Annotated in this window: 13 protein-coding genes; 5 read left to right on the top strand and 8 right to left on the bottom strand. The window is 66.4% G+C overall.

Annotated elements, in window-relative coordinates:
- Positions 1-76 precede the first annotated feature (76 nt).
- The 3 genes from ACFPN5_RS20950 to ACFPN5_RS20960 all read right to left on the bottom strand — a co-directional run bounded on the left by ACFPN5_RS20950 (position 77) and on the right by ACFPN5_RS20960 (position 5,101).
- Entirely contained in the window at positions 77-3,319 is a 3,243-nt protein-coding gene (locus ACFPN5_RS20950; RefSeq protein ID WP_379785758.1) for an efflux RND transporter permease subunit, read from the bottom strand.
- A 3-nt stretch (positions 3,320-3,322) separates the two neighbouring features.
- Positions 3,323-4,465, bottom strand: coding sequence for an efflux RND transporter periplasmic adaptor subunit (locus ACFPN5_RS20955; RefSeq protein WP_379785759.1), 1,143 nt, complete (start codon positions 4,463-4,465; stop codon positions 3,323-3,325).
- A 216-nt stretch (positions 4,466-4,681) separates the two neighbouring features.
- Positions 4,682-5,101 (bottom strand): divergent PAP2 family protein, encoded by a 420-nt coding sequence (locus ACFPN5_RS20960; protein WP_379785760.1) that lies wholly within the window; start codon positions 5,099-5,101, stop codon positions 4,682-4,684.
- 188 nt (positions 5,102-5,289) lie between these two features.
- Between ACFPN5_RS20960 and ACFPN5_RS20965 the strand changes: the two genes are divergently transcribed.
- Entirely contained in the window at positions 5,290-6,348 is a 1,059-nt protein-coding gene (locus ACFPN5_RS20965; RefSeq protein ID WP_379785761.1) for a DUF475 domain-containing protein, read from the top strand.
- 90 nt (positions 6,349-6,438) lie between these two features.
- Entirely contained in the window at positions 6,439-6,858 is a 420-nt protein-coding gene (locus ACFPN5_RS20970; RefSeq protein ID WP_379785762.1) for a hypothetical protein, read from the top strand.
- Positions 6,859-6,920: 62 nt separating this feature from the next.
- Here the strand turns inward: ACFPN5_RS20970 and ftsH are convergent, their stop codons facing one another.
- From ftsH to ACFPN5_RS20985, 3 genes are all read right to left on the bottom strand, one after another.
- Positions 6,921-8,738, bottom strand: coding sequence for an ATP-dependent zinc metalloprotease FtsH (gene ftsH / locus ACFPN5_RS20975; protein ID WP_379786093.1), 1,818 nt, complete (start codon positions 8,736-8,738; stop codon positions 6,921-6,923).
- Between the two features lie 196 nt (positions 8,739-8,934).
- On the bottom strand, positions 8,935-11,259 hold the full coding sequence (locus ACFPN5_RS20980) for a coiled-coil domain-containing protein (protein WP_379785763.1): 2,325 nt from the start codon (positions 11,257-11,259) through the stop codon (positions 8,935-8,937).
- A 223-nt stretch (positions 11,260-11,482) separates the two neighbouring features.
- Complete coding sequence (locus tag ACFPN5_RS20985; protein ID WP_379785764.1) at positions 11,483-12,493, bottom strand: serine/threonine protein kinase; 1,011 nt, start codon at positions 12,491-12,493, stop codon at positions 11,483-11,485.
- 99 nt (positions 12,494-12,592) lie between these two features.
- On the opposite strand from ACFPN5_RS20985, the gene ACFPN5_RS20990 reads away from it, so the two are divergent.
- The gene (locus ACFPN5_RS20990) at positions 12,593-13,285 is read left to right on the top strand and encodes a UPF0149 family protein (RefSeq protein ID WP_379785765.1); all 693 of its coding nucleotides are present in this window, start codon (positions 12,593-12,595) and stop codon (positions 13,283-13,285) included.
- Between the two features lie 15 nt (positions 13,286-13,300).
- Positions 13,301-15,790, top strand: a complete 2,490-nt coding sequence (locus tag ACFPN5_RS20995) for an ATP-binding protein (protein ID WP_379785766.1) — start codon at positions 13,301-13,303, stop codon at positions 15,788-15,790.
- A 4-nt stretch (positions 15,791-15,794) separates the two neighbouring features.
- Here the strand turns inward: ACFPN5_RS20995 and ACFPN5_RS21000 are convergent, their stop codons facing one another.
- Complete coding sequence (locus ACFPN5_RS21000) at positions 15,795-16,931, bottom strand: HPP family protein (protein ID WP_379785767.1); 1,137 nt, start codon at positions 16,929-16,931, stop codon at positions 15,795-15,797.
- A 227-nt stretch (positions 16,932-17,158) separates the two neighbouring features.
- Between ACFPN5_RS21000 and ACFPN5_RS21005 the strand changes: the two genes are divergently transcribed.
- Positions 17,159-18,193, top strand: a complete 1,035-nt coding sequence (locus tag ACFPN5_RS21005; RefSeq protein ID WP_379785768.1) for an alpha/beta hydrolase — start codon at positions 17,159-17,161, stop codon at positions 18,191-18,193.
- Positions 18,194-18,230: 37 nt separating this feature from the next.
- Here the strand turns inward: ACFPN5_RS21005 and map are convergent, their stop codons facing one another.
- Positions 18,231-19,001 (bottom strand): type I methionyl aminopeptidase, encoded by a 771-nt coding sequence (gene map, locus ACFPN5_RS21010; RefSeq protein WP_379785769.1) that lies wholly within the window; start codon positions 18,999-19,001, stop codon positions 18,231-18,233.
- Between the last annotated feature and the right edge of the window lie 2 nt (positions 19,002-19,003).

Raw genomic sequence — 19,003 nt, forward strand, 5'->3', positions numbered from 1 at the left:
CAACATCCAAAGGGTAACGAAAAAGGCCGTAACCCTGTCAACCTATCTTAGGACGAGACAACTACCAAGGCTCGGTTCAGACGCCTTCGGTCACCTTCGGCAGCGGCGCTTTCACCAGCGGCACCGGTTTCGCCGGAGGACGGCCGGTGGCGTAACCGACGCCACGCATGACCAGGCGATACAGCAGGCGCACGAAGGTCAGCGTCAGGATCGCTTCCACAAACGTCATCAGGAAGGCCGGCATGCCGTGATAGCGCTCGGCGCGGCGGTGGAACTTGGCCGCCATGCGGTCGCGTGCGATCTCGATGCTGTCGTAGAAGGTCGGCACCACCAGCAGGGTCAGGAAGGTGGAGGTGATAGTGCCGCCGATGATGGCCACGGCCAGCGGCTGGTAGAACTTGCCGTCCGGGCCCAACGCCAGGGCGACCGGCAACATGCCGGCGATCAGCGCGAAGGTCGTCATCAGGATCGGGCGCAGGCGCATGCGCCCCGCCTTCATCAGCGCTTCCTCGCGGTCATAGCCTTCCGCCTCCAGGGCACGCGCCGCGTCGAGCAGCAGGATCGCGTTCTTCGCTACCAGGCCCATCAGCATGATGATGCCGATCATGCTCATCAGGTTGAGCGTGCCGCCGGTCAGCAGCAGCGCCAGCACCACGCCGATCAGCGACAGCGGCAGCGACATCATCACGCCCAACGGCGCGGTGAACGAGCCGAACTGCATCACCAGGATCAGGTACATCAGGCCAATACCGCTCAGCAATGCAGTGATCATCGCGCCGAACAGGTCAGCCTGGTCCTTGCCGGCGCCACCGAGGGCCAGGCCATAGCCTGGCGGGAAGTCGAAGGTCTTGGCCAGGGCCATTGCGTCCTGCGTCACTTCGCCGTTGGAACGGCCTTGGGCATTCGCCGACACGGTGATCACGCGCTTGCCGTCCTTGTGCACGATTTCCGACGGACCCTTGCCCATGCTGATGCGGGCGATCTGCTCGAGCGGCACCATGGTGTTGGTGCCGGCGATCAGGATCGGCAGGCGTTCGATGTTCTCGATGTTGACGCGGTCTTCCGGATGCAGGCGCACCGCGACGTCGCGCGTTTCGCCGGTCGGGTCGACCCAGTCGCCCACTTCGATGCCCGCGAAGGCCACGCGCAAGGCGGTGGCGGCGTCGCTGACCGACACGCCCATCGAGTTTGCCAGGCCACGGTCGAGCTCGATCTGCAGCTCGTTCTTCGGGTCCTGCTGCGACAGCGTGACGTCGACCGCACCCGGCACCTGGCGCAGTTTCTCCATGTAGGCCGAAGTCAGCTCCATGAGCTTCCTCGAATCGGCGCCCGTGAATTCGATCTGCACCGGCTTGCCGTTGCCGTTCAGGTCGTCCTGAACGGTGTACTCGGCACCGACCAGGCCGGCGACCTTGGTACGCAGCTCGGCCGCGATATCGGCGGCGCTGCGTTGGCGGGTGTTACGCTTGCCGATCTCGACATAGATCTGGCCGCCGTTCGGGCGCGCCACGACGTCGGTGGCACGCACCTCCTTCATGGACAGCGCGAGCGACTCCGCCTGCTGCATCTTCAGCTTGGCGTATTGCAGGCTCGACGAAGCCGGGGTGCGCACTTCGATCATGATCTTGTTGCCGTCGCCCTTGGGCAGGAAGCTGGTACCGCCGAAGAAGTGCTGCAAGGCGATCGCGCCGGCGAAGCTGGCCACGGCAATTGCGCCCATCCAGCGGCGGTGGTGCAGCGCCCAGGCGATCACGTTGCCGTAACGGGCCGCCTGGCGGTCAAACCAGTCGTTGAAGCGGGCCAGCACCTTCGAGATGCCCTTCTTCGGCGCATGGTGGTGACCTGGAGGGTCGCCCCAATAGGCCGACAGCATCGGGTCGAGCGTGAACGAAATGAACAGCGACACCAGCACCGAGCAGGTCACGGTCAGCGCGAACGGACCGAACCATTCGCCCGAGATGCCCGGCATGAAGGCAACCGGAATGAACACGGCCATGATCGAGAACGTGGTCGCAGCAACGGCCATGCCGATTTCCGAGGTGCCGACCAGCGCGGCGGTGCGGCGGTCGGCGCCCATCTCCATGTGGCGCACGATGTTTTCCCGCACCACGATGGCGTCGTCGATCAGCACGCCGATCGCCAGCGAAAGCCCGAGCAGGGTCATGAAGTTCAGGGTGAAGCCGCACAGCCAGACCGCGATGAAGGCGGCCAGCACCGATGTCGGCAACGACAGCGCGGTGATCAGGGTCGAGCGCCACGAGTTCAGGAAGGCGTAGACGACGAACACGGTCAGCACGGCGCCGAAGACGAGCGACTCGATCACGTTGTTCAGGCTGCTTTGGGCTTCCTCGCCGCCATCCCGGGTGATCGTCAGTTCGGTACCCTTCGGCAGTTCCTTGTTGATCGCGGCCACTTCTTCGCGCACCCGCTTGGCGATCGACACGGTCGACGCCTCGCGCGAGCGGACGACCTGGATGCCGACGTTCGGGTTGCCGCTGTGGATCGAGGCGCTGTCGATGTCGGCGAAGCCGTCCTGGATCTCGGCCACCTGGTTCAGGCGCACGATGGTATCGCCGCTACGCTTGACGACGATCTGCGAAAAGTCTTCCGGACGCTCGATGCGGCCGATCAGGCGGATGCCCTTCTCGTCCATCTCACCGCGCACCTTGCCCACCGGCGCATTGGTGTTCTGGTTGCGCAGCGCTGCCGCCACTTCGTTAACCGAAACATTGTATTCACGCAGCTTTTCAGCGCGCAGCAGCACCGACAGTTCGCGCCGCAGGGCGCCATTCACGCTCACCGTGGCGACGCCGTCGATGCCGCGGAAGCGGTCCGCCAGCTCGTCTTCGGCCAGGCGGGACAGTTCGGCATGGGTCTGCCCTTTCGAGGACAGCGCCAGGCCCATGATCGGGCGCGCGGCCGGGTCGACGCGGCGCAGGATAGGCTCGCGCATCTCGATCGGCAGCTTGTAGCGCACCGCCGAGATGGCGTTGCGCACGTCGTCGGAGGCTTCGATCAGGTTGCGGTCGAAGTCGAACTCCATCACCAGGGTGGCGCTGCCTTCGTTCGCATAGGCCGTGACCTCGGTCACGCCCTGCACGCTTTGCATCTGCTTTTCCAGGCGGTCGATGATCTCGCGCTCGCTGGTCTCGGGCGAGGCGCCCGGATACGGGATGTTCACCACGATCACCGGGATGTCGACGTCGGGTTCCTGGTTGACGCGCAGCTTCGACAGGGCCAGCAGGCCCATGCACATCATGCCCAGGATCAGCACGATCGTCGCGATCGGCTTCTTGACAGAAAAATTGGACAGGAACATGGCTTAGTTCCCTTTGGCCGGCGCGGTAGCCGCAGTAGCAGCGCTGGCCACGCGCGGGCCCGTCAGCTCCACCTTTTGGCCATCCTTCAGGTTCGAGCTCGGGTTGCGCAGCACGGTGTCGCCGGCGGCGAGGCCCGACTTGATCTCGATGTTGCCGGTGCGCTGGTCGCGCATGCCGACCTGCAGGTCGACTTTGGACAGCTGTGCACCTTTCACGCGCCAGGTGTAGTTCTTGTCACCCGCTTTCACGATCGCGCTTTCCGGCAGCATCAGCGCATTCGAGGTGGCGGCATCGATCCGTCCTTCGGCATACAGGCCGGCCACTTTCGGCTGCTCGCCGGTCAGGCCCACCAGCACCTCGACCTGGCGGGTGATGGCGTTGGCCGACGGGTCGATGCGCTTGACGACGCCCGTGAACTGCTGGTTGCCATAGCCGTTGATGTGGAACTTGACCGGCTGGCCGACTTTCACGGTGGCGATCTTGTCGGTCGAGACGCGGCCCTCGAAGCGCATGCTGGTCGGGTCAATCACCTTGACCAGTTCCTTGCCCGGGGTGGCGGTGTCGCCGGCCGAGACCTTGCGGTCGCTGACGATGCCGTCGAAGGGCGCGCGCACCTGGGTGCGCGAGATCTGCTGGCGCGCGGCCGCTGCGCGGCTGCGGGCTGCCGACAGTTCGCTCTGGGCAGTGTTGCGGCGCACTTCGGCTTCGTCCTGGGCCGCAGCCGAGGTCATGCCCGAGGCGCGCAGGGTTTTGAGGCGCTCGAGCTGGCGGTTCGCCTGCTCGAGTGCCTGGCTTGCCGCGCGCACGCCGGCGTCGGCCGACAACAGGCTGTCGCGGATCGCCGTCTCGTCGAGTTTCACCAGCAGGTCGCCACGCTTGACGACTTCGCCGTTTTCCTTCAGTACCTGCAACACGACAGACGAGACCTCGGCGCGCAGGTCGGCGCGCCGCTCAGGCTGGATCGAGCCGGTGATCACCGGGCCGGAGGCGAGCGCATCGCTTTGCACCGTCAGCAAATCCTGGGGTGCGACCAGCAGCTGGTTCGGTTTGTTGTCCTTGGCCGCAGCCTTGGGGTCTTTCGCCTCCTTGCCGCAGGCGGCCAGGGCGGACGCAATGGCAAGGACAAGTAGAGTGTTGCGCAGCATGAGTTGGATCTCCCGATTGGACGCTGAATGTTTTTATAAAATTGGAATGGATATCTTCAGCGCGCAGTATCCGGGAGGCGACCCCACCCGTCAATTGACGATCCCGCCCACTGTGGTTTTGTATGGATGAACTGCATTCTGGCGCGATGGACTGCAAGCGCGCACGATGAAATGCATACGCGCCGATGCCGGCGCCTATACTGCGCTTCTGCCGGTTTATGCGCTGAAAACGGCGTGGATCAGGAAGCCCATGCCAATGCCGGTGGCGATGCCGCCGCAGATCTCGACCAGGGTATGCCCCATGCGCTCGCGCAGGATGATGTGGCCGGTCACGTCAACGGCCAGGCGGTTGATGGCAGCGGCCTGGCGTCCCACGTGCTGGCGCAGGCTGTTCGCGTCGATCATCACGATGAAGGCCAGCGTGACGGCCACACCAAAGGCCGGGTGATCGATCCCCTCGCGCAGCGCGATCAGCGTCGCCATCGCGGTCACCACTGAACTATGGTTGCTCGGAAAGCCGCCGTTGCCGACGAGGTTGAACGCCCAGCGGCGCTGGCGCGCACTGTTGATCAGGAATTTGATCGGGCCGACGACCATCCAGGTCAGCACCGGTGTAACGAGGTAAGCGAAGTCCATTCTGTTCCTAGTGTGTTTGCCATGCGGGTTGCATGCGGATGTTGCGTGCAGGTTTACTCGTGATGAGGGCCGCGCGGAATTATCGCAGAAGCAATGCGCGGCGGCGACCTGCGCTGCGCCGCCCTCCCCGGCCCGCGCGTAAGATGCTCCAAAACTGTGGCATTTCAACCAATAGGAAAGGAGGCAGCATGCGGCACTTCAGGATATCCATTGCAGTGACTGTCGTGCTGATGATCCTGGCCGGCTGGTGGGGGTACGAGCGCGGCGGCGTGGCCGGCCTTGCCAGCGCGCTGTGGATCACTGCGGTGCTCGGCGTGCTCGAAGTCTCGCTGTCCTTCGACAATGCCGTCGTCAACGCCTCGGTGCTGAAGCACTGGAATGAATTCTGGCGCAAGCTCTTCCTGACCGTCGGCATCCTGGTCGCGGTGTTCGGCATGCGCCTGCTGTTCCCGCTCGTGATCGTCTCGGTCGCCACCGGCCTCGGCATGGTCGACGTCTGGAACATGGCGATCGAGACCCCGGACGAATACTCACGCCACCTGACCGAGCACCACGCCGAGGTGTCGGCCTTCGGCGGCGCCTTCCTGATGCTGGTTTTCCTGAATTTCCTGTTCGACAACCAGAAAGAGCTGCACTGGCTCGGCTGGATCGAGGAAAAGCTCGGCAAGTACGGGTCCGAAGGACTGGCCACCCTGCTCACCCTACTGGCCGTGTTCTTCGCCATGAGCCTGATGCCCGAGGAACGCAAGCTGGCCGTGCTGACGGCGGGCGTCGTCGGCGTGCTGATCTATATCGGCGTCAAGTGGATCAGCAGCCTGCTGGAGGAAGAGGAAGAAGACCCGACCATCGGCAAGATGATTTCCCAGGGCAGCATCGGCGGCTTCCTGTATCTCGAAGTGCTGGACGCCTCGTTCAGCTTCGACGGCGTGATCGGCGCCTTTGCCATCACCAACGACGTCGTCATCATCATGCTGGGCCTGGCGATCGGCGCGATGTTCGTGCGCTCGATGACGGTGTTCCTGGTCTACAAGGGCACGCTGCAGGAATTTATCTACCTCGAACACGGCGCGCACTATGCGATCGGCATCCTGGCGCTGATCATGTTCGCGAATGTCCATTACCACATTCCCGAATGGTTCACGGGCCTGTCCGGCCTGGCCTTCATCGTCGTGTCGCTGTGGTCGTCGATCCGCCACCGCAAGCGCACAGAGCTCGAAGAAGCGCGCGACAAGGCCGAAGTGGTGTAATTGTGTGCGGACACGCGCTGCCATTTTGACAATCGGAGCGACCGTGGCAGAATGGCGCCACTTCCTCTACCTTACCGAACCAGAACAACCATGCCGAAAGCCCTGCCGCAACGCTCCATCGCCATCCTGCTCTCCGTGCTCGTCGCCCTCGTCGTCGTGTTCGCCCTGTACACCTGGTTCACGCTGACCTGGTCGTATTCCGAAGGCACGCGGGCCGGCTATTTGCAGAAATTCTCGAAGAAGGGCTGGCTGTGCAAGACCTGGGAAGGCGAGATCCTGCTCTCGAGCATGCCAGGTGCGATCCCCGAGCGCTTCGCCTTTACCGTGCGCGACGACAGCCTGGTACGCAAGCTCGAGTCGACCATGGGGCAGCGCGTCGAGATCAGCTATGAACAGCACCGCGGCGTGCCGACCAGCTGCTTTGGCGAAACCGAGTATTTCGTCACCGCCGTGAATACGGGGCCGAAGAATCCGGTGGCGCCGAGCGATGCGCCGGCGGCGGTGCAGTAAGTCAGTTTATGTAGCGCGGGCGGCCCTCCGCCCACGCGCTACGGCCGCACAGTCATTGCAGCTCAGGCAGCCACCGGCATGGCTTCCCGCAGGCTAGCCAGTTCTTCCTCGCCCAGCGTTTCCTTGTCCATCAGCCGCCTGGCGGCCGTTTCCAGCAGCTGGCGCCGCGCGCTGAGCAATTCCACCGCGCGCGCAAACGCCTGCTCGACGATCTCGCGCACCGCGCAGTCGATCTCGCGCGCCGTCATTTCCGAGTAGTCGCGCCCCCGGCGTTCGGCCAGGGGCATGCCGAGGGACGACTGGCGCTCCTCCTCGTAGGCAAGATGGCCCAGCTTCTTGTCCATGCCATAGCGGGTGACCATGCTGCGCGCGATGTCGGTCACCTTCGCCAGGTCGTCCGCCGCGCCGGTGGACAGGTGGCCGAACACGACATGCTCGGCGGCGCGTCCGCCGAGCAGCACCGCCATCTTGTTCTCCAGTTCCTCGCGCGTCATGAGGAACCGGTCCTCGAGCGGCCGCTGCAGGGTGTAGCCGAGTGCGCCGACGCCGCGCGGAATGATCGACACCTTGTGCACCGGATCGCTGCCAGGCAAGGACATGGCGACCAGCGCATGGCCCATCTCATGGTAGGCGACGATCTTGCGCTCCTGCGGGTTGAGCAGGCGGTTCTTCTTCTCGAGGCCGGCGACAATGCGTTCGATGGCGCCGGTGAAGTCATCCATGCTGACGGCTTCCTGCTTCCTGCGCGTCGCCAGCAGCGCCGCCTCATTGACGAGGTTGGCGATGTCGGCGCCGGAGAAGCCGGGCGTGAGCGCCGCGATCTTCTCGCGGTCTACGTCGGGCGCGGTCCTGATCTTGCGTATGTGCACATTCAGGATCTGCAGCCGCCCCGCCTTGTCCGGCCGGTCGACCAGGACCTGGCGGTCGAAGCGGCCGGCGCGCAGCAAAGCCGGGTCGAGGATTTCCGGACGGTTGGTCGCCGCCAGCAGCACCAGGCCCGATGTCGGGTCGAAGCCGTCCATCTCCACCAGCAATTGATTGAGCGTCTGTTCCTTCTCGTCATGCCCGCCGACGTAGGCGCCGCGCGCGCGGCCGAGCGCATCGAGCTCGTCGATGAAGATGATCGCAGGCGCCTTCTGCCGCGCCTGTTCGAACAGGTCGCGCACGCGGGCGGCGCCGACGCCGACGAACATTTCGACGAATTCCGAGCCGCTGATCGAGAAAAAGGGCACGCCCGCCTCGCCGGCTACCGCGCGTGCCAGCAGGGTCTTGCCGGTGCCGGGCGGCCCCACCAGCAGGACGCCCTTGGGCGTGCGCGCGCCGAGGCGGCCATACACCTTCGGCTCCTTGAGGAAGTTGACGATTTCCTTCAGTTCCTCCTTCGATTCATCGACACCGGCCACGTCGTCGAAGCTGACCTTGACGTCGGTTTCGACATAGATCCTGGCCTTGCTCTTGCCGATCGACATGAAGCTGCCGCCGAGGCCGCCCTGGTCGGCGAGGCGGCGCATCAGGAACATCCAGATGCCGAAGAAAATGACCGCGGGGAGAATCCAGCCGAGCAGCGTCCGGAAGAAGGTGTTCTGCACGACGCCGGTAAAGCGCACATTGTACGGGGCGAGATCGCGCGCCAGGTCGGTCTCGACGCGGGTGGTGACGAAGCGCGTGCTGCCGTCCTGCAGCGGTTTGCGCAGCTTGCCCCGGATGTAATTCGGGTCAACGGCAATTTCCTCCACATTGCCCTCTTTCAGTTCTGCCATGAACTGGCTGTACGGCAGGGGCTCGACCTCGCGCACGAGTACCCATGCATCGCGCAGCAGCAAGACGCCGAGCAGCGCAAAGGCCATGTACCAGAGATTGAATTTGGTCTGCTTTTCCATCATGTTCGCTCCAGGCAATAGCCGCCGGACGAAAGGCAACGGCGACTGCGGTTGCTGCATAACGGAGAGACTTCATGCGGGCAAAAAAAATCCCCCGGCGGGATGGCGGGAGGATTTTCGATGGACTGCAGGTTCAGCCGATGTCGTCCTGGGAACGACCGCTCCAGGAGCAAGTGGCAGGTCTTGCCGGGCGCCCTTAATCGTTCCCGGAGCGGCGCTGGTGCAGGATGACTTCAGCCAGGCGGGCGGCGGCCTGCTGGGCTGAGGGCAGCTGCTTCAGGCGGCCCAGGACTTCGCGGGTGATGTTTTCCGACGCGGCGCGCTGGCGCTCTTCGGCCTTGCGGTCGTTGATCGCGTCCTCCGTTGCCGACAGCTCGGCGGCCTGCTCTTCCAGCCGCTTCGTTTCCAGCGCCAGCAACTCGCGCCGGGCGTCGGCCATCTGCAAGGTGGTGGCGGCCGTCTTGCGCTGCATCTCCGCGTGCGCCTGGGCGTGCTCGAGCAGCGCGCGCTGGGCGTCGCGCTTTTCCAGGGCCGAGCTGGCAGCGGCCGCCTCGGCCAGTTCGCGCTCGCACGCCAGGCGCGCGGCTTCTTCCTCGGCTTCGGCGCGCACCCGGGCGGCGAGCAGCGTTTCCTGTTCGGATGCCAGGCGCGCCGCCGCCGCTGTCGCGGCCCGCGTTTCCGCTTCCAGCCGCTCGCGCTGGGCCGCCAGTTCGCTTTCGGCCAGCGCCAGCGCATCGCGCGCGGCCAGCACTGCCTGCTGTTCGGTTTCGGCGAGGGTGGCGGTGGCGCGCAAGGCTGCTTCCTCGCCCGCGGCGCGCTCGGCCTGCAGCTGCGCCAGCCCGGCTGCGGCCTGAGCGCGCGCCCCGGCTGCGCTTGCGGCAGCTTCCTCGCTGGCTGCCTGCTGGAACACCCTGGCGGCTTCCTCGCGCTGCGCGTCGAGCGTGGCCTGGCGCGCGTCGGCGATGCGGCGCTCGGCCTCGGCCTGCTCGCGCAGCAGCGATGCCGCATGCAGCTCGGCCCGGGCACGGTCCTCGGCGGCGGCGGCCAGCGCGCGTTCGGCGGCCAGCTTTTCTTCCAGCCGGGCCAGTGCCGCTTCCTCGATCGCGAGGCGCTCGCGCTCGGCGTTTGCCAGTTGCTCGGCCTGGCCCTGCCGGCGCTGGGCCAGCGCTGCCGCATCCACGGCCAGCGCGGCCTCCTGGGCCTCGAGTTCGATCGCGGCCGCTTGCGCCGCGTTGGCGGCAGCGCGCGCTTCGGCCGCGGCCTGGGCCTGGACGGCGCGCTGCTCGGCCAGTTGCCGTTCGCGTTCCTGCTCCTGCGCCTCGAAGGCCGCGGCTTGGGCTGCGGCGCGGTCGGCTTCGGCGCGCTGCTGCGCGTGCGCCGCCGCGACGGTTTCCGCCTGCAGGCGTGCTTCGACTTGCAGACCCGCTTCGTGCTCGGCCTCGGCGCGCGCGTCGGCCGCATCGCGCAGCTTGCGGTCCGCTTCGATGCGGGCTTCGGTGGCGGCGACGATGCGCGCCTCGGCTTGCACCCGTGCTTCGGCACTGGCGGCGGCCATCGCTTCGACCCGCTCGCGATGCACGGCGGCGTCGCGCAATTGTTTTTCCAGTTGCAGGCGTGCGCGCAGGGTATCGGCCGCGACCCGCTGCGAGTCGGCCTGGGCCTGGGCGATCGACGCGCGCTCATGCTCGACGTGGGCCAGCGCCCGTGCTTCTTCCAGGGCGCGCGCTTCGGCGCCGGCGCGGGCAAAGGCCGAGGTCAGCGCGACCTGGTCGGCGCGTTCGCGGGCCAGCGCCAACTCGAGTGCTTCGGACTCGGTTTCGGCCAGCTTTTCCGCCGTTTCGGCGGCGGCCTTTTCGGCGCGCTCGCGCTCGCGCGCCAGCACCGAGACGCGCGCATCGGCGGCGGCGCTGTGCAGCACGGCGTCGCGCGCGGCCTGCACGGCCGCGACGCGTTCGGCGGCCTGGCGGCGCGCGTCTTCGGCCTGGACCAGCAATTCCTCGGCGGCGCGCGCGGCCTCGATCGCCATCGCCGCTTCCGCTTCGATCTGTTCGGTGGCGCGCCGGCGCGCATCCTCGGCGGCGCGCGAACGCGCTTCGGTCGCCAGGCGGCTTTCGGTATCGGCCTGTACCCGGGCACGCAGCTCGGCCGTTTCCTGGCGCATCGCTTCCAGCCGCTCGCCCGCTGCCTGGGCCGCGGCGCGCAGCGTCTCCAGGCGGTCGCGGTTGGCTTCGATGGCTTCTTCCGATGCCTGGGCGTTGGCCAGCGCGGCCGCGGCGGCGGCGGCATCCATCGCCACGCGTTCCTCGGCCAGCGAGCGGGCGCGCGCTTCGGCGTGGGCCCGGCTTTCGGCTGCGACGTTCGCCCTGGCTTCCGCTTCGACGCGCGCGATCGCTTCCTTGATCGCGACCTTCTCTACCGGGCCGTGACTGGCCGCAGGCGCGCCAGGCAGCGCGCGGCCGGGGGCCGATGGCAGGTCGATCGTAATGTCGGTATCGTCGTCTTGGGCTGGCAGGTTTTCCATGGCGTTTCTCGTTCAGGCTGGCGCAGTCGGGGAGATCGCGCGCAATCCATTATCGACCAAACCCAGCAATCCCGTCACGCGAAGCTGCGCGGTAAAAGGCGCGCAATTCCGTGATTCAATTATTAGAGCGTCTCACAAAGCCCACAGGGCAAGGCGCACCGTCGAAGACAGTACGCTAGTACGGCGAGACGGTGCAACGCCCCATGTGGGCTTTTTGAGACGCTCAGACCGGCCACAGTGGCGGCTCATCCATGAGAGCCACCTGCTCGCGCAGTTCCAGGATACGGTCCTGCCAGTAACGCTGGGTGTTAAACCACGGGAAGGCGGCGGGAAAGGCCGGGTCGTCCCAGCGCATCGCCAGCCAGCCCGCATAATGGATCAGGCGCAGGGTGCGCAGGGCTTCGACCAGGTACAGCTGGCGCGGGTCGAAATCGCAGAAATCCTCGTAGCCGGCCAGCACGTCGGCCATCTGGCGCACCATGTCCTGGCGCTCGCCCGAGAGCAGCATCCACAGGTCCTGCACGGCCGGGCCCATGCGGCTGTCGTCGAAGTCGACGAAATGGGGGCCGTCCCCGGTCCACAGCACGTTGCCGCCATGGCAGTCGCCGTGCAGGCGCAGCAGCGGCACCTCGCCCGCGCGCTCGTAGCAGCGCGCCACCCCAAGCAGGGCCTGCTCGACCACGCTGGTATAGGTGGCGCGCAGTTCGACCGGGATGAAGTTGTTCCGGCAGACGAATTCGAAGGGCTCGCGCCCGAAGGTCTGGGCATTGAGCGCCGGGCGCAGCTGGTAGCTTGCAAGGCCGCCGACCGCGTGGATGCGGCCGATGAAGCGGCCGGTCCACTCCAGCACTTTCGGGTCGTCCAGTTCCGGTGCCCGTCCGCCGCGGCGCGGGAAGACGGAAAAGCGGAAACCTTCGAATTCGTGCAGCGTGCGGCCATCGATCACCTCGGCCGGCACCACCGGCACTTCGCGCTCGGCCAGCTCGGCGACGAACGCGTGCTCCTCGAGGATGGCTTCGTCGCTCCAGCGCGCCGGCCGGTAGAACTTGACCACCACCGGATCACCCTCCTCACGGCCGACCTGGTAGACCCGGTTTTCGTAGCTGTTGAGCGCAAGCAGGCGCCCGTCGCCGCGCAGGCCGACGCTCTCGACGGCGTCAAGCACCCGGCTCGGCTCGAGGCTGGAAAAGGGATGCGACGCCGCATTGGCGGAAGAAGTAGACTCGGTATGCATAAACGCCATTGTACGGCGACGCGCTCTCGGCGCGTTTTATTTGGTGCGCGCGCCGGTCGCTGGCGTTAAACTGCGACCTTCATTGAAAGAAGAGCCCACATGCAACTCGAACAGCCCCTCACCGAAAAAGAATTCGACGAACTCGACCAGTTCCTCCTCTCCGAGCGCAGCCCGGACGACGCGATGACGATGGATACCCTGCACGGCTACCTGACGGCCATTGCCATCGGCCCGGAGACCATCATGCCGGCCGAGTGGCTGCCGCGCGTCTGGGGCGAGGAAGACGGCGCCGCGCCAAAATGGAAGAACGCAAAGGAAGAGGAACGCATCCTCAACCTGATCATGCGCTTCATGAACGAAGTGCTGATCACCTTCGAAGTCGCGCCGAAAGAGTTCGAGCCGCTGTACTGCGAGCACGAGCACAATGGCCAGACCCTGATCGACGGCGAAGCCTGGTGCTGGGGCTTCTGGGAAGGCATGGAGCTGCGCCCGGGTTCCTGGGAGCCGATCTGGGAGTCCGAGGTGGCCGAGCTGATGCGTCCGCTCTACCTGCTCGGCGCCGACGAGATCGAGGAAGCCGAACTGCCGCTGGTCGAAGACCCGTCCAAGGCCCACCACCTGGCGCTCGAGGTCGAAGCGAACCTGCCCGCGATCTACCGCTACTGGCTGCCGCTGCGCAAGGCTGCGGTAGAAACCGTTCGCCACGACACCCCGAAACCGGGCCGCAACGACGACTGTCCTTGCGGCAGCGGCAAGAAGTTCAAGAAGTGCTGCGGCGCTGACGTGGCGTAAGACCGAGCAGCCACCTTGCCGACCGCACCGCCCTCCCCTTCGACCGAACAGGCGCGCCTTGCGGTGCTCGACTCCTACGGCATCCTCGACACGCCGCCCGAACGCGCGTTTGACGACCTGACCCGCCTGGCCAGCCAGTTGCTGGACGCGCCGATCGCCGCCGTCAACCTGCTGGCCGATGACCGCCAGTGGTTCAAGTCGGAGATCGGGCTGGGGGTGCGCGACATGCCGCTGGACGACTCGATCTGCAAGTTCGCCCTGTTGCAGCAAGGGCAGATGGTCGTTCCCGACACCCTGCTCGACCCGCGTTTCGCCGGCAATCCACTGGTGACCGGCGCGCCCGGGCTGCGCTTCTACGCCGGCGAACTGCTCATGACCGCCGACGGGATTCCGCTCGGCACCCTGTGCGTGCTCGACCTCAAACCGCGGCCCCAGGGCCTGTCTGCCCAGCAGCGCTTCGTCCTCGAAACGCTGGCGCGCCAGGTGATGAGCCTGATCGAACTGCGGAAATCCTTCAAGGACCAGGAACAGCTTCTGCTGCAACAAAAATCGGTCGAGGAAGAACTGCGGGTCGAGCGCGACCAGAGCCGGCGCCTGCTGGAGGGCATGGACGAAGGTTTCATTTTCCTCGATACGGAATTTCGCCTGCGCCAGATCAACGCCGGCGCCATGCGCTTCGAACACCGCGAGGCACGGGACATGCTGGGCCGCAGCCACTGGGACGTCTGGCCCGGCTCGGAATCGCTGGCCGTCGCCGATCATTACCGGCGCGCGATGACGCAGCGCGTGGCCGTCAATTTTGAGCAGGAATATGTGTTTCCAGACGGCCGCGGCTACTGGATGGACATTCGCGCGTATCCGGCCAATGGCGGCCTGGCCGTGTTTTACCGCGACATCACCGAACGCAAGAACGCCGAGCAGGCCCTGCAGGACAGCCAGGCCCAGGCGCTGGCGGTGGCGCGCCAGGCCGAGGGCGAGCGGCGCCGGCTCGACGCCCTGTTGGAGGCCGTGCCGGTCGGGATCATCGTCGCCGACGCCGGCGGCGCATTGGTCCGCGTGAATGCGGAGAACCGCAAGATCTGGGGCGGCCACCCGATGTCGGCCGACATCCACGAATACGTGGAATGGAAGGGCTGGTGGGCCGACGGCTCGAGCAAGCACGGCCAGCGCCTGCGCGAGGACGAATGGGCGATGGCGCGGGCCCTGGCCGGCGAAGCGGCGCCGCGCCAGGTCATCGAGGTCGAGTCGTTCGACGAGCCGCCACGGCGGCGCATTGTCCTGAACCAGGGCGCGCCGATCCGCGACGCGGCGGGAACCATCATCGGCGCCGTGGTCGGGCAGATGGACGTCACCGACCGCATCCGCGCCGAGGAAGCCCTGCGCGATGCCGACCAGAAGAAAGACGAATTCCTCGCCATGCTGGCGCACGAACTGCGCAACCCGCTGGCGCCGATCACCTCGGCCGCCGCGATCCTGTCCAGCCGGAACGTCGACCAGGCCACCGTGCAGCGCACCAGCGCCATCATCGCGCGCCAGGCCAGGCACATGACCGGCCTGATCGACGACCTGCTCGACGTGTCGCGCGTGACACGGGGCCGGGTCGACCTCGATACCGTCGACCTCGACGCGAAGGACGTGATCGCCGACGCTATCGAGCAAGTGCGCCCGCTGGTCGAGAAGCACGGTCACCGGCTGACGGTCGGCCTGTCGCCGGCGCCGTCGATCGTGCTGGGGGACCGCAAACGCCTGGTGCAGGTGATGACCAACCTGCTCTCGAATGCCGCGAAATACACGCCGAACGGCGGCAACATCGGCGTGCTGTTGGAGACTGAAGACAGCCACCTGGTGATCACGGTGCGCGACGACGGCATCGGCATGACGCCCGAGCTCATCGCCGATGCGTTCGACCTGTTCTCGCAAGGCAAGCGCAGCCTGGACCGCAGCCAGGGGGGCCTGGGCATCGGCCTCGCCCTCGTGAAAAGCCTGCTGCTGCTGCACGGCGGCACGATCAGCGTCCATAGCGACGGGCTGGATGCGGGCAGCACCTTCCAGGTCCGCCTGCCCAGGTCCAGCGGCATCGGGGCCCTGCCGGGCCTGGATGCCGCCCATCAGGGAACGAAGGCGCCGCCACTGCTGCGCATCGCCATCGTCGACGACAACGAGGATGCCGCGGCGACGCTGGCGATGTTCCTCGAGGCCTTCGGGCACCAGGTGTCGGTCGCGCACGCGGCGCGCGCCGCGCTAGAGGCGCTGCCGGCATTCGCGCCGGACGTGTGCCTGCTCGACATCGGCTTACCGGGCATGAACGGCTTCGACCTGGCCCGCGCCCTGCGCGCGCTGCCGGCCACGGCCAGCGCGGTCCTGATCGCCGTCACCGGCTACGCGCAGGAACAGGACCGGCAGCAGGCGCTGGCGGCCGGTTTCAATGATTTGTTTGCGAAACCGGTCGATCTTGCGGCCCTCAATAGCCTGCTCACCCGGATCGCCGAGCGCCGCCTGAGGTAACCGCTCACGCCGCCTCCAGTTTCTGCTCCACCAGCGCGGCCAGCAGGTCCGAGCGGCTGACAATCCCCACCACCGCCCCATCGGCCCCCGTGATGACGACCTGGTGGTAGCGCCCGTCGCGCAGCAGCGGCACCAGCTCGGCGAGCGGCGCGTCGGCCCCCAGGGCCGCCACCCGCTGCTGCATCACGGCAGCGACCCGCTGGCCGGCGCCCGGCACCAGCGCGCGCAGGCGCGCGCCCCAGCCGGCCTGGCGCAGCAGGTCTTCCTGCGCCAGCACGCCAAGGATATGGCGCTCGCCGTCGAGCACCGGCAGCGACTGCAGGCGGTGGCGCAGCAGCAGGGTCCGAGCATGGTCGACCGTGTCGCGCGGGTGCAAGGCGATGATGTGGGTGGACATCAGTTCGGCACAGGTGCGTTCGCGGAAATGGCGCGCCAGCGCCAGCTGGCGAGCGTCCTCGACGATGGCCAGCAGGTCGTCGCGGCTGACGTCGAGCACCTCGCCATAGCGCTCGAGGGCCGCTTCCAGGTCGTCCTCGGTGATGCCGAGGCGTGCCTCCGGGGCCGGGTCGCCGGTCGCGTGCAGGTTCTTGTCGGCGGCGTGCTGCGCATGCGGATAACGGCGCCCGGTCAGGTTGTTGTAGAGCAACGCCGTCGCCACGACCAGGGCGGAATTCAGGGCGACCGGCGTCAAGGCAAACAGGAAGCCGCTCTCGTGTACCGCCTGCCCGCCCAGCACGGCGGTGAGGGCCACGGCGCCGCCCGGCGGATGCAGGCAGCGCAGCGCGAACATCGCTGCGATCGCCAGGCAGCCGGCGAGCGCCGCGGCCAGCAGGAAATCCGGGACCAGCTGGGCGCAGGCGACGCCGACCAGCGCCGACAGGGTATTGCCTCCCACCACAGACCAGGGCTGGGCCAGCGGGCTGGCCGGCACGCAGAACAGCAGCACGCTCGATGCGCCGATCGGCGCGATCAGCCAGGCTGCCTGGCCAGGCGCCAGCAGGTGGGTGAAGAGCGCGGTGGCGAACAGGCCAAGGCAGGCGCCGAGCGCCGAGCGGACGACGTCGAAGCGGCCAGTGGCAAGTGGCTGCGGCAGGAAACCGTGCAGCCAACCGTGCAGCCAACCGATGAATATTCCTCGCATGGGGATACTTCAGGCAAAGAGTTCAATTACACCACAAAGCGTAGCCCTACGTTACTTGACTGAACGTCCCAAACAATTGCGGGGCCACCTCACAAACTTCGTCAAATTCGTCAGTGCGCGTTCGCGCACCGACGGGGGCGCCCTTGCCGTCCACTCTCCGTGCTCGGCAACCAGGAGCAGCGCACCGCGCTGCATGCTGCCGATTTGACGAAAAAGAGGTGAAAAAGATGAAAAAAGCGCTTCCACTGACACTGCTGGCAGCCGGGGTGCTGCTGGCGACCGGGGCCTGGGCCCAGTCCGCCAAGCCGCCCAAAGCCGAACCAGACATGCAAAAGGTGCTCGACGCGATGGCGTCCCTGAAACCGAAACCGATCGAGAAACTGACGCCGGCAGAAGCGCGCAAGCAGCCGACGCCGGCCGACGCGGTGAAGAAGGTGATGGGCGAGATGGGCAAGTCGACCGCGCCGGAAGCGGGTGTAACCGTCAAGACGATGACCATCGGCAGCGGCGCCGCCAGCTTCCCGGTGCACATCTACACACCCGAGGGCAAGGGTCCGTTCCCGGTGATGGTGTATTACCACGGCGGCGGCTTCGTGATCGCCGACACCAAAGTCTATGACGCGACTCCGCGCGCGCTGGCGAAGATGGCCAATGCCATCATGGTCGCGGTCGACTACCGCCAGGCGCCCGAGCATCCCTTCCCTGCCGCCCCGAACGACGCGTTCACGGCCTACCAGTGGACGATCGACCATGCGCGTGAATTCAATGGCGACCCGACCCGCGTCGCCGTGGGTGGCGAAAGCGCCGGCGGCAACCTGGCCACCGTTGTCTCGATGATGGCGCGCGACCGGAAGGTCGCGCTGCCGGTGCACCAGTTGCTGGTCTACCCGGTCGTGGACAACGACATGAACCGCCCCTCGTACAAGCGCAACGCCAACGCCAAGCCCTTGAACAAGGCCATGATGGCCTGGTTCTTCAAGCACTATGGCGGCGACCCGGCCAATCCCTACGCGCTGCCGATGAAAGCCGCCTCGCTCAAGGGCCTGCCCCCGGCGACCGTCGTCACGGCCGAAATCGATCCGCTGCTCTCCGAAGGGAAAGCGTATGCGGAGCGCCTGCAGCAGGACGGCGTGCCGGTCAGTTACAAGGAGTACAGCGGCGTGACGCACGAATTCTTCGGCATGGGCGCCGTGGTGCCGAAAGCGAAGGAGGCCGAGCAGTTCGCGGCGGAGGCGCTGAAGAAGGCGTTTGCGGCGAAATAGCGGAACGCGTGAACGGCGGAGCCGTCCACCCTGCGGATCACGCCCGCAAGGCCTTTTCCTCGGGGCGCAGCGTCAGGACACGCACGCCGTGGCGGGTGACCGCGACGGTGTGCTCGAACTGGGCGGACAGTTGGCCGTCGTTGGTAACGACAGTCCAGCCGTCGTCTTCGGTGCGGACGGCATTGCGCCCCTGGTTGAGCATCGGTTCGATGGTAAACACCATGCCTTCGCGCAGTACCAGGCCGGTTTGCGGCTTCCCCCAGTGCAGCACTTGGGGAGGTTCGTGCATTTCGCGCCCGATGCCATGACCGCAGTATTCACGCACCACCGAATAGCCATTCCTGCGCGCGTGGCGCTCGATGGCATGACCCACGTCGCCGAGCCGGGCGCCGGGACGCACGGCCTTGATGCCTTTCCACATCGCCTCATAGGTCACTTGCACCAGGCGCTTGGCCAATGGCGAGACCTGGCCAACCAGATAGGTTTTGCTGGAATCAGCGATATAGCCGTTCTTCTCCAGGGTGATATCGAAATTCACGATATCCCCGTCCTGCAGCAGCTCGGAGTCCGAGGGCACACCGTGGCAGACCACGTTGTTGCGGGAGGAGTTCAGTGCATAGGCATAGCCGTACTGCCCTTTGCTGGCCGGGCGTGCCTCCAGCGTATCGACGATCAGGCGGTCAACCAGGTTGTTCACCGCCATGGTGGACATGCCGATCAGATTCAGCCGGTCCAGGTGGCCGAACACTTCCGCCAGCAGCTTGCCCGCCTCGGCGAGCAATGCAATTTCTTCAGGACGCTTGGTCATCC

Source organism: Massilia niabensis, assembly GCF_042655085.1.
Lineage (GTDB): Bacteria > Pseudomonadota > Gammaproteobacteria > Burkholderiales > Burkholderiaceae_D > Telluria > Telluria niabensis.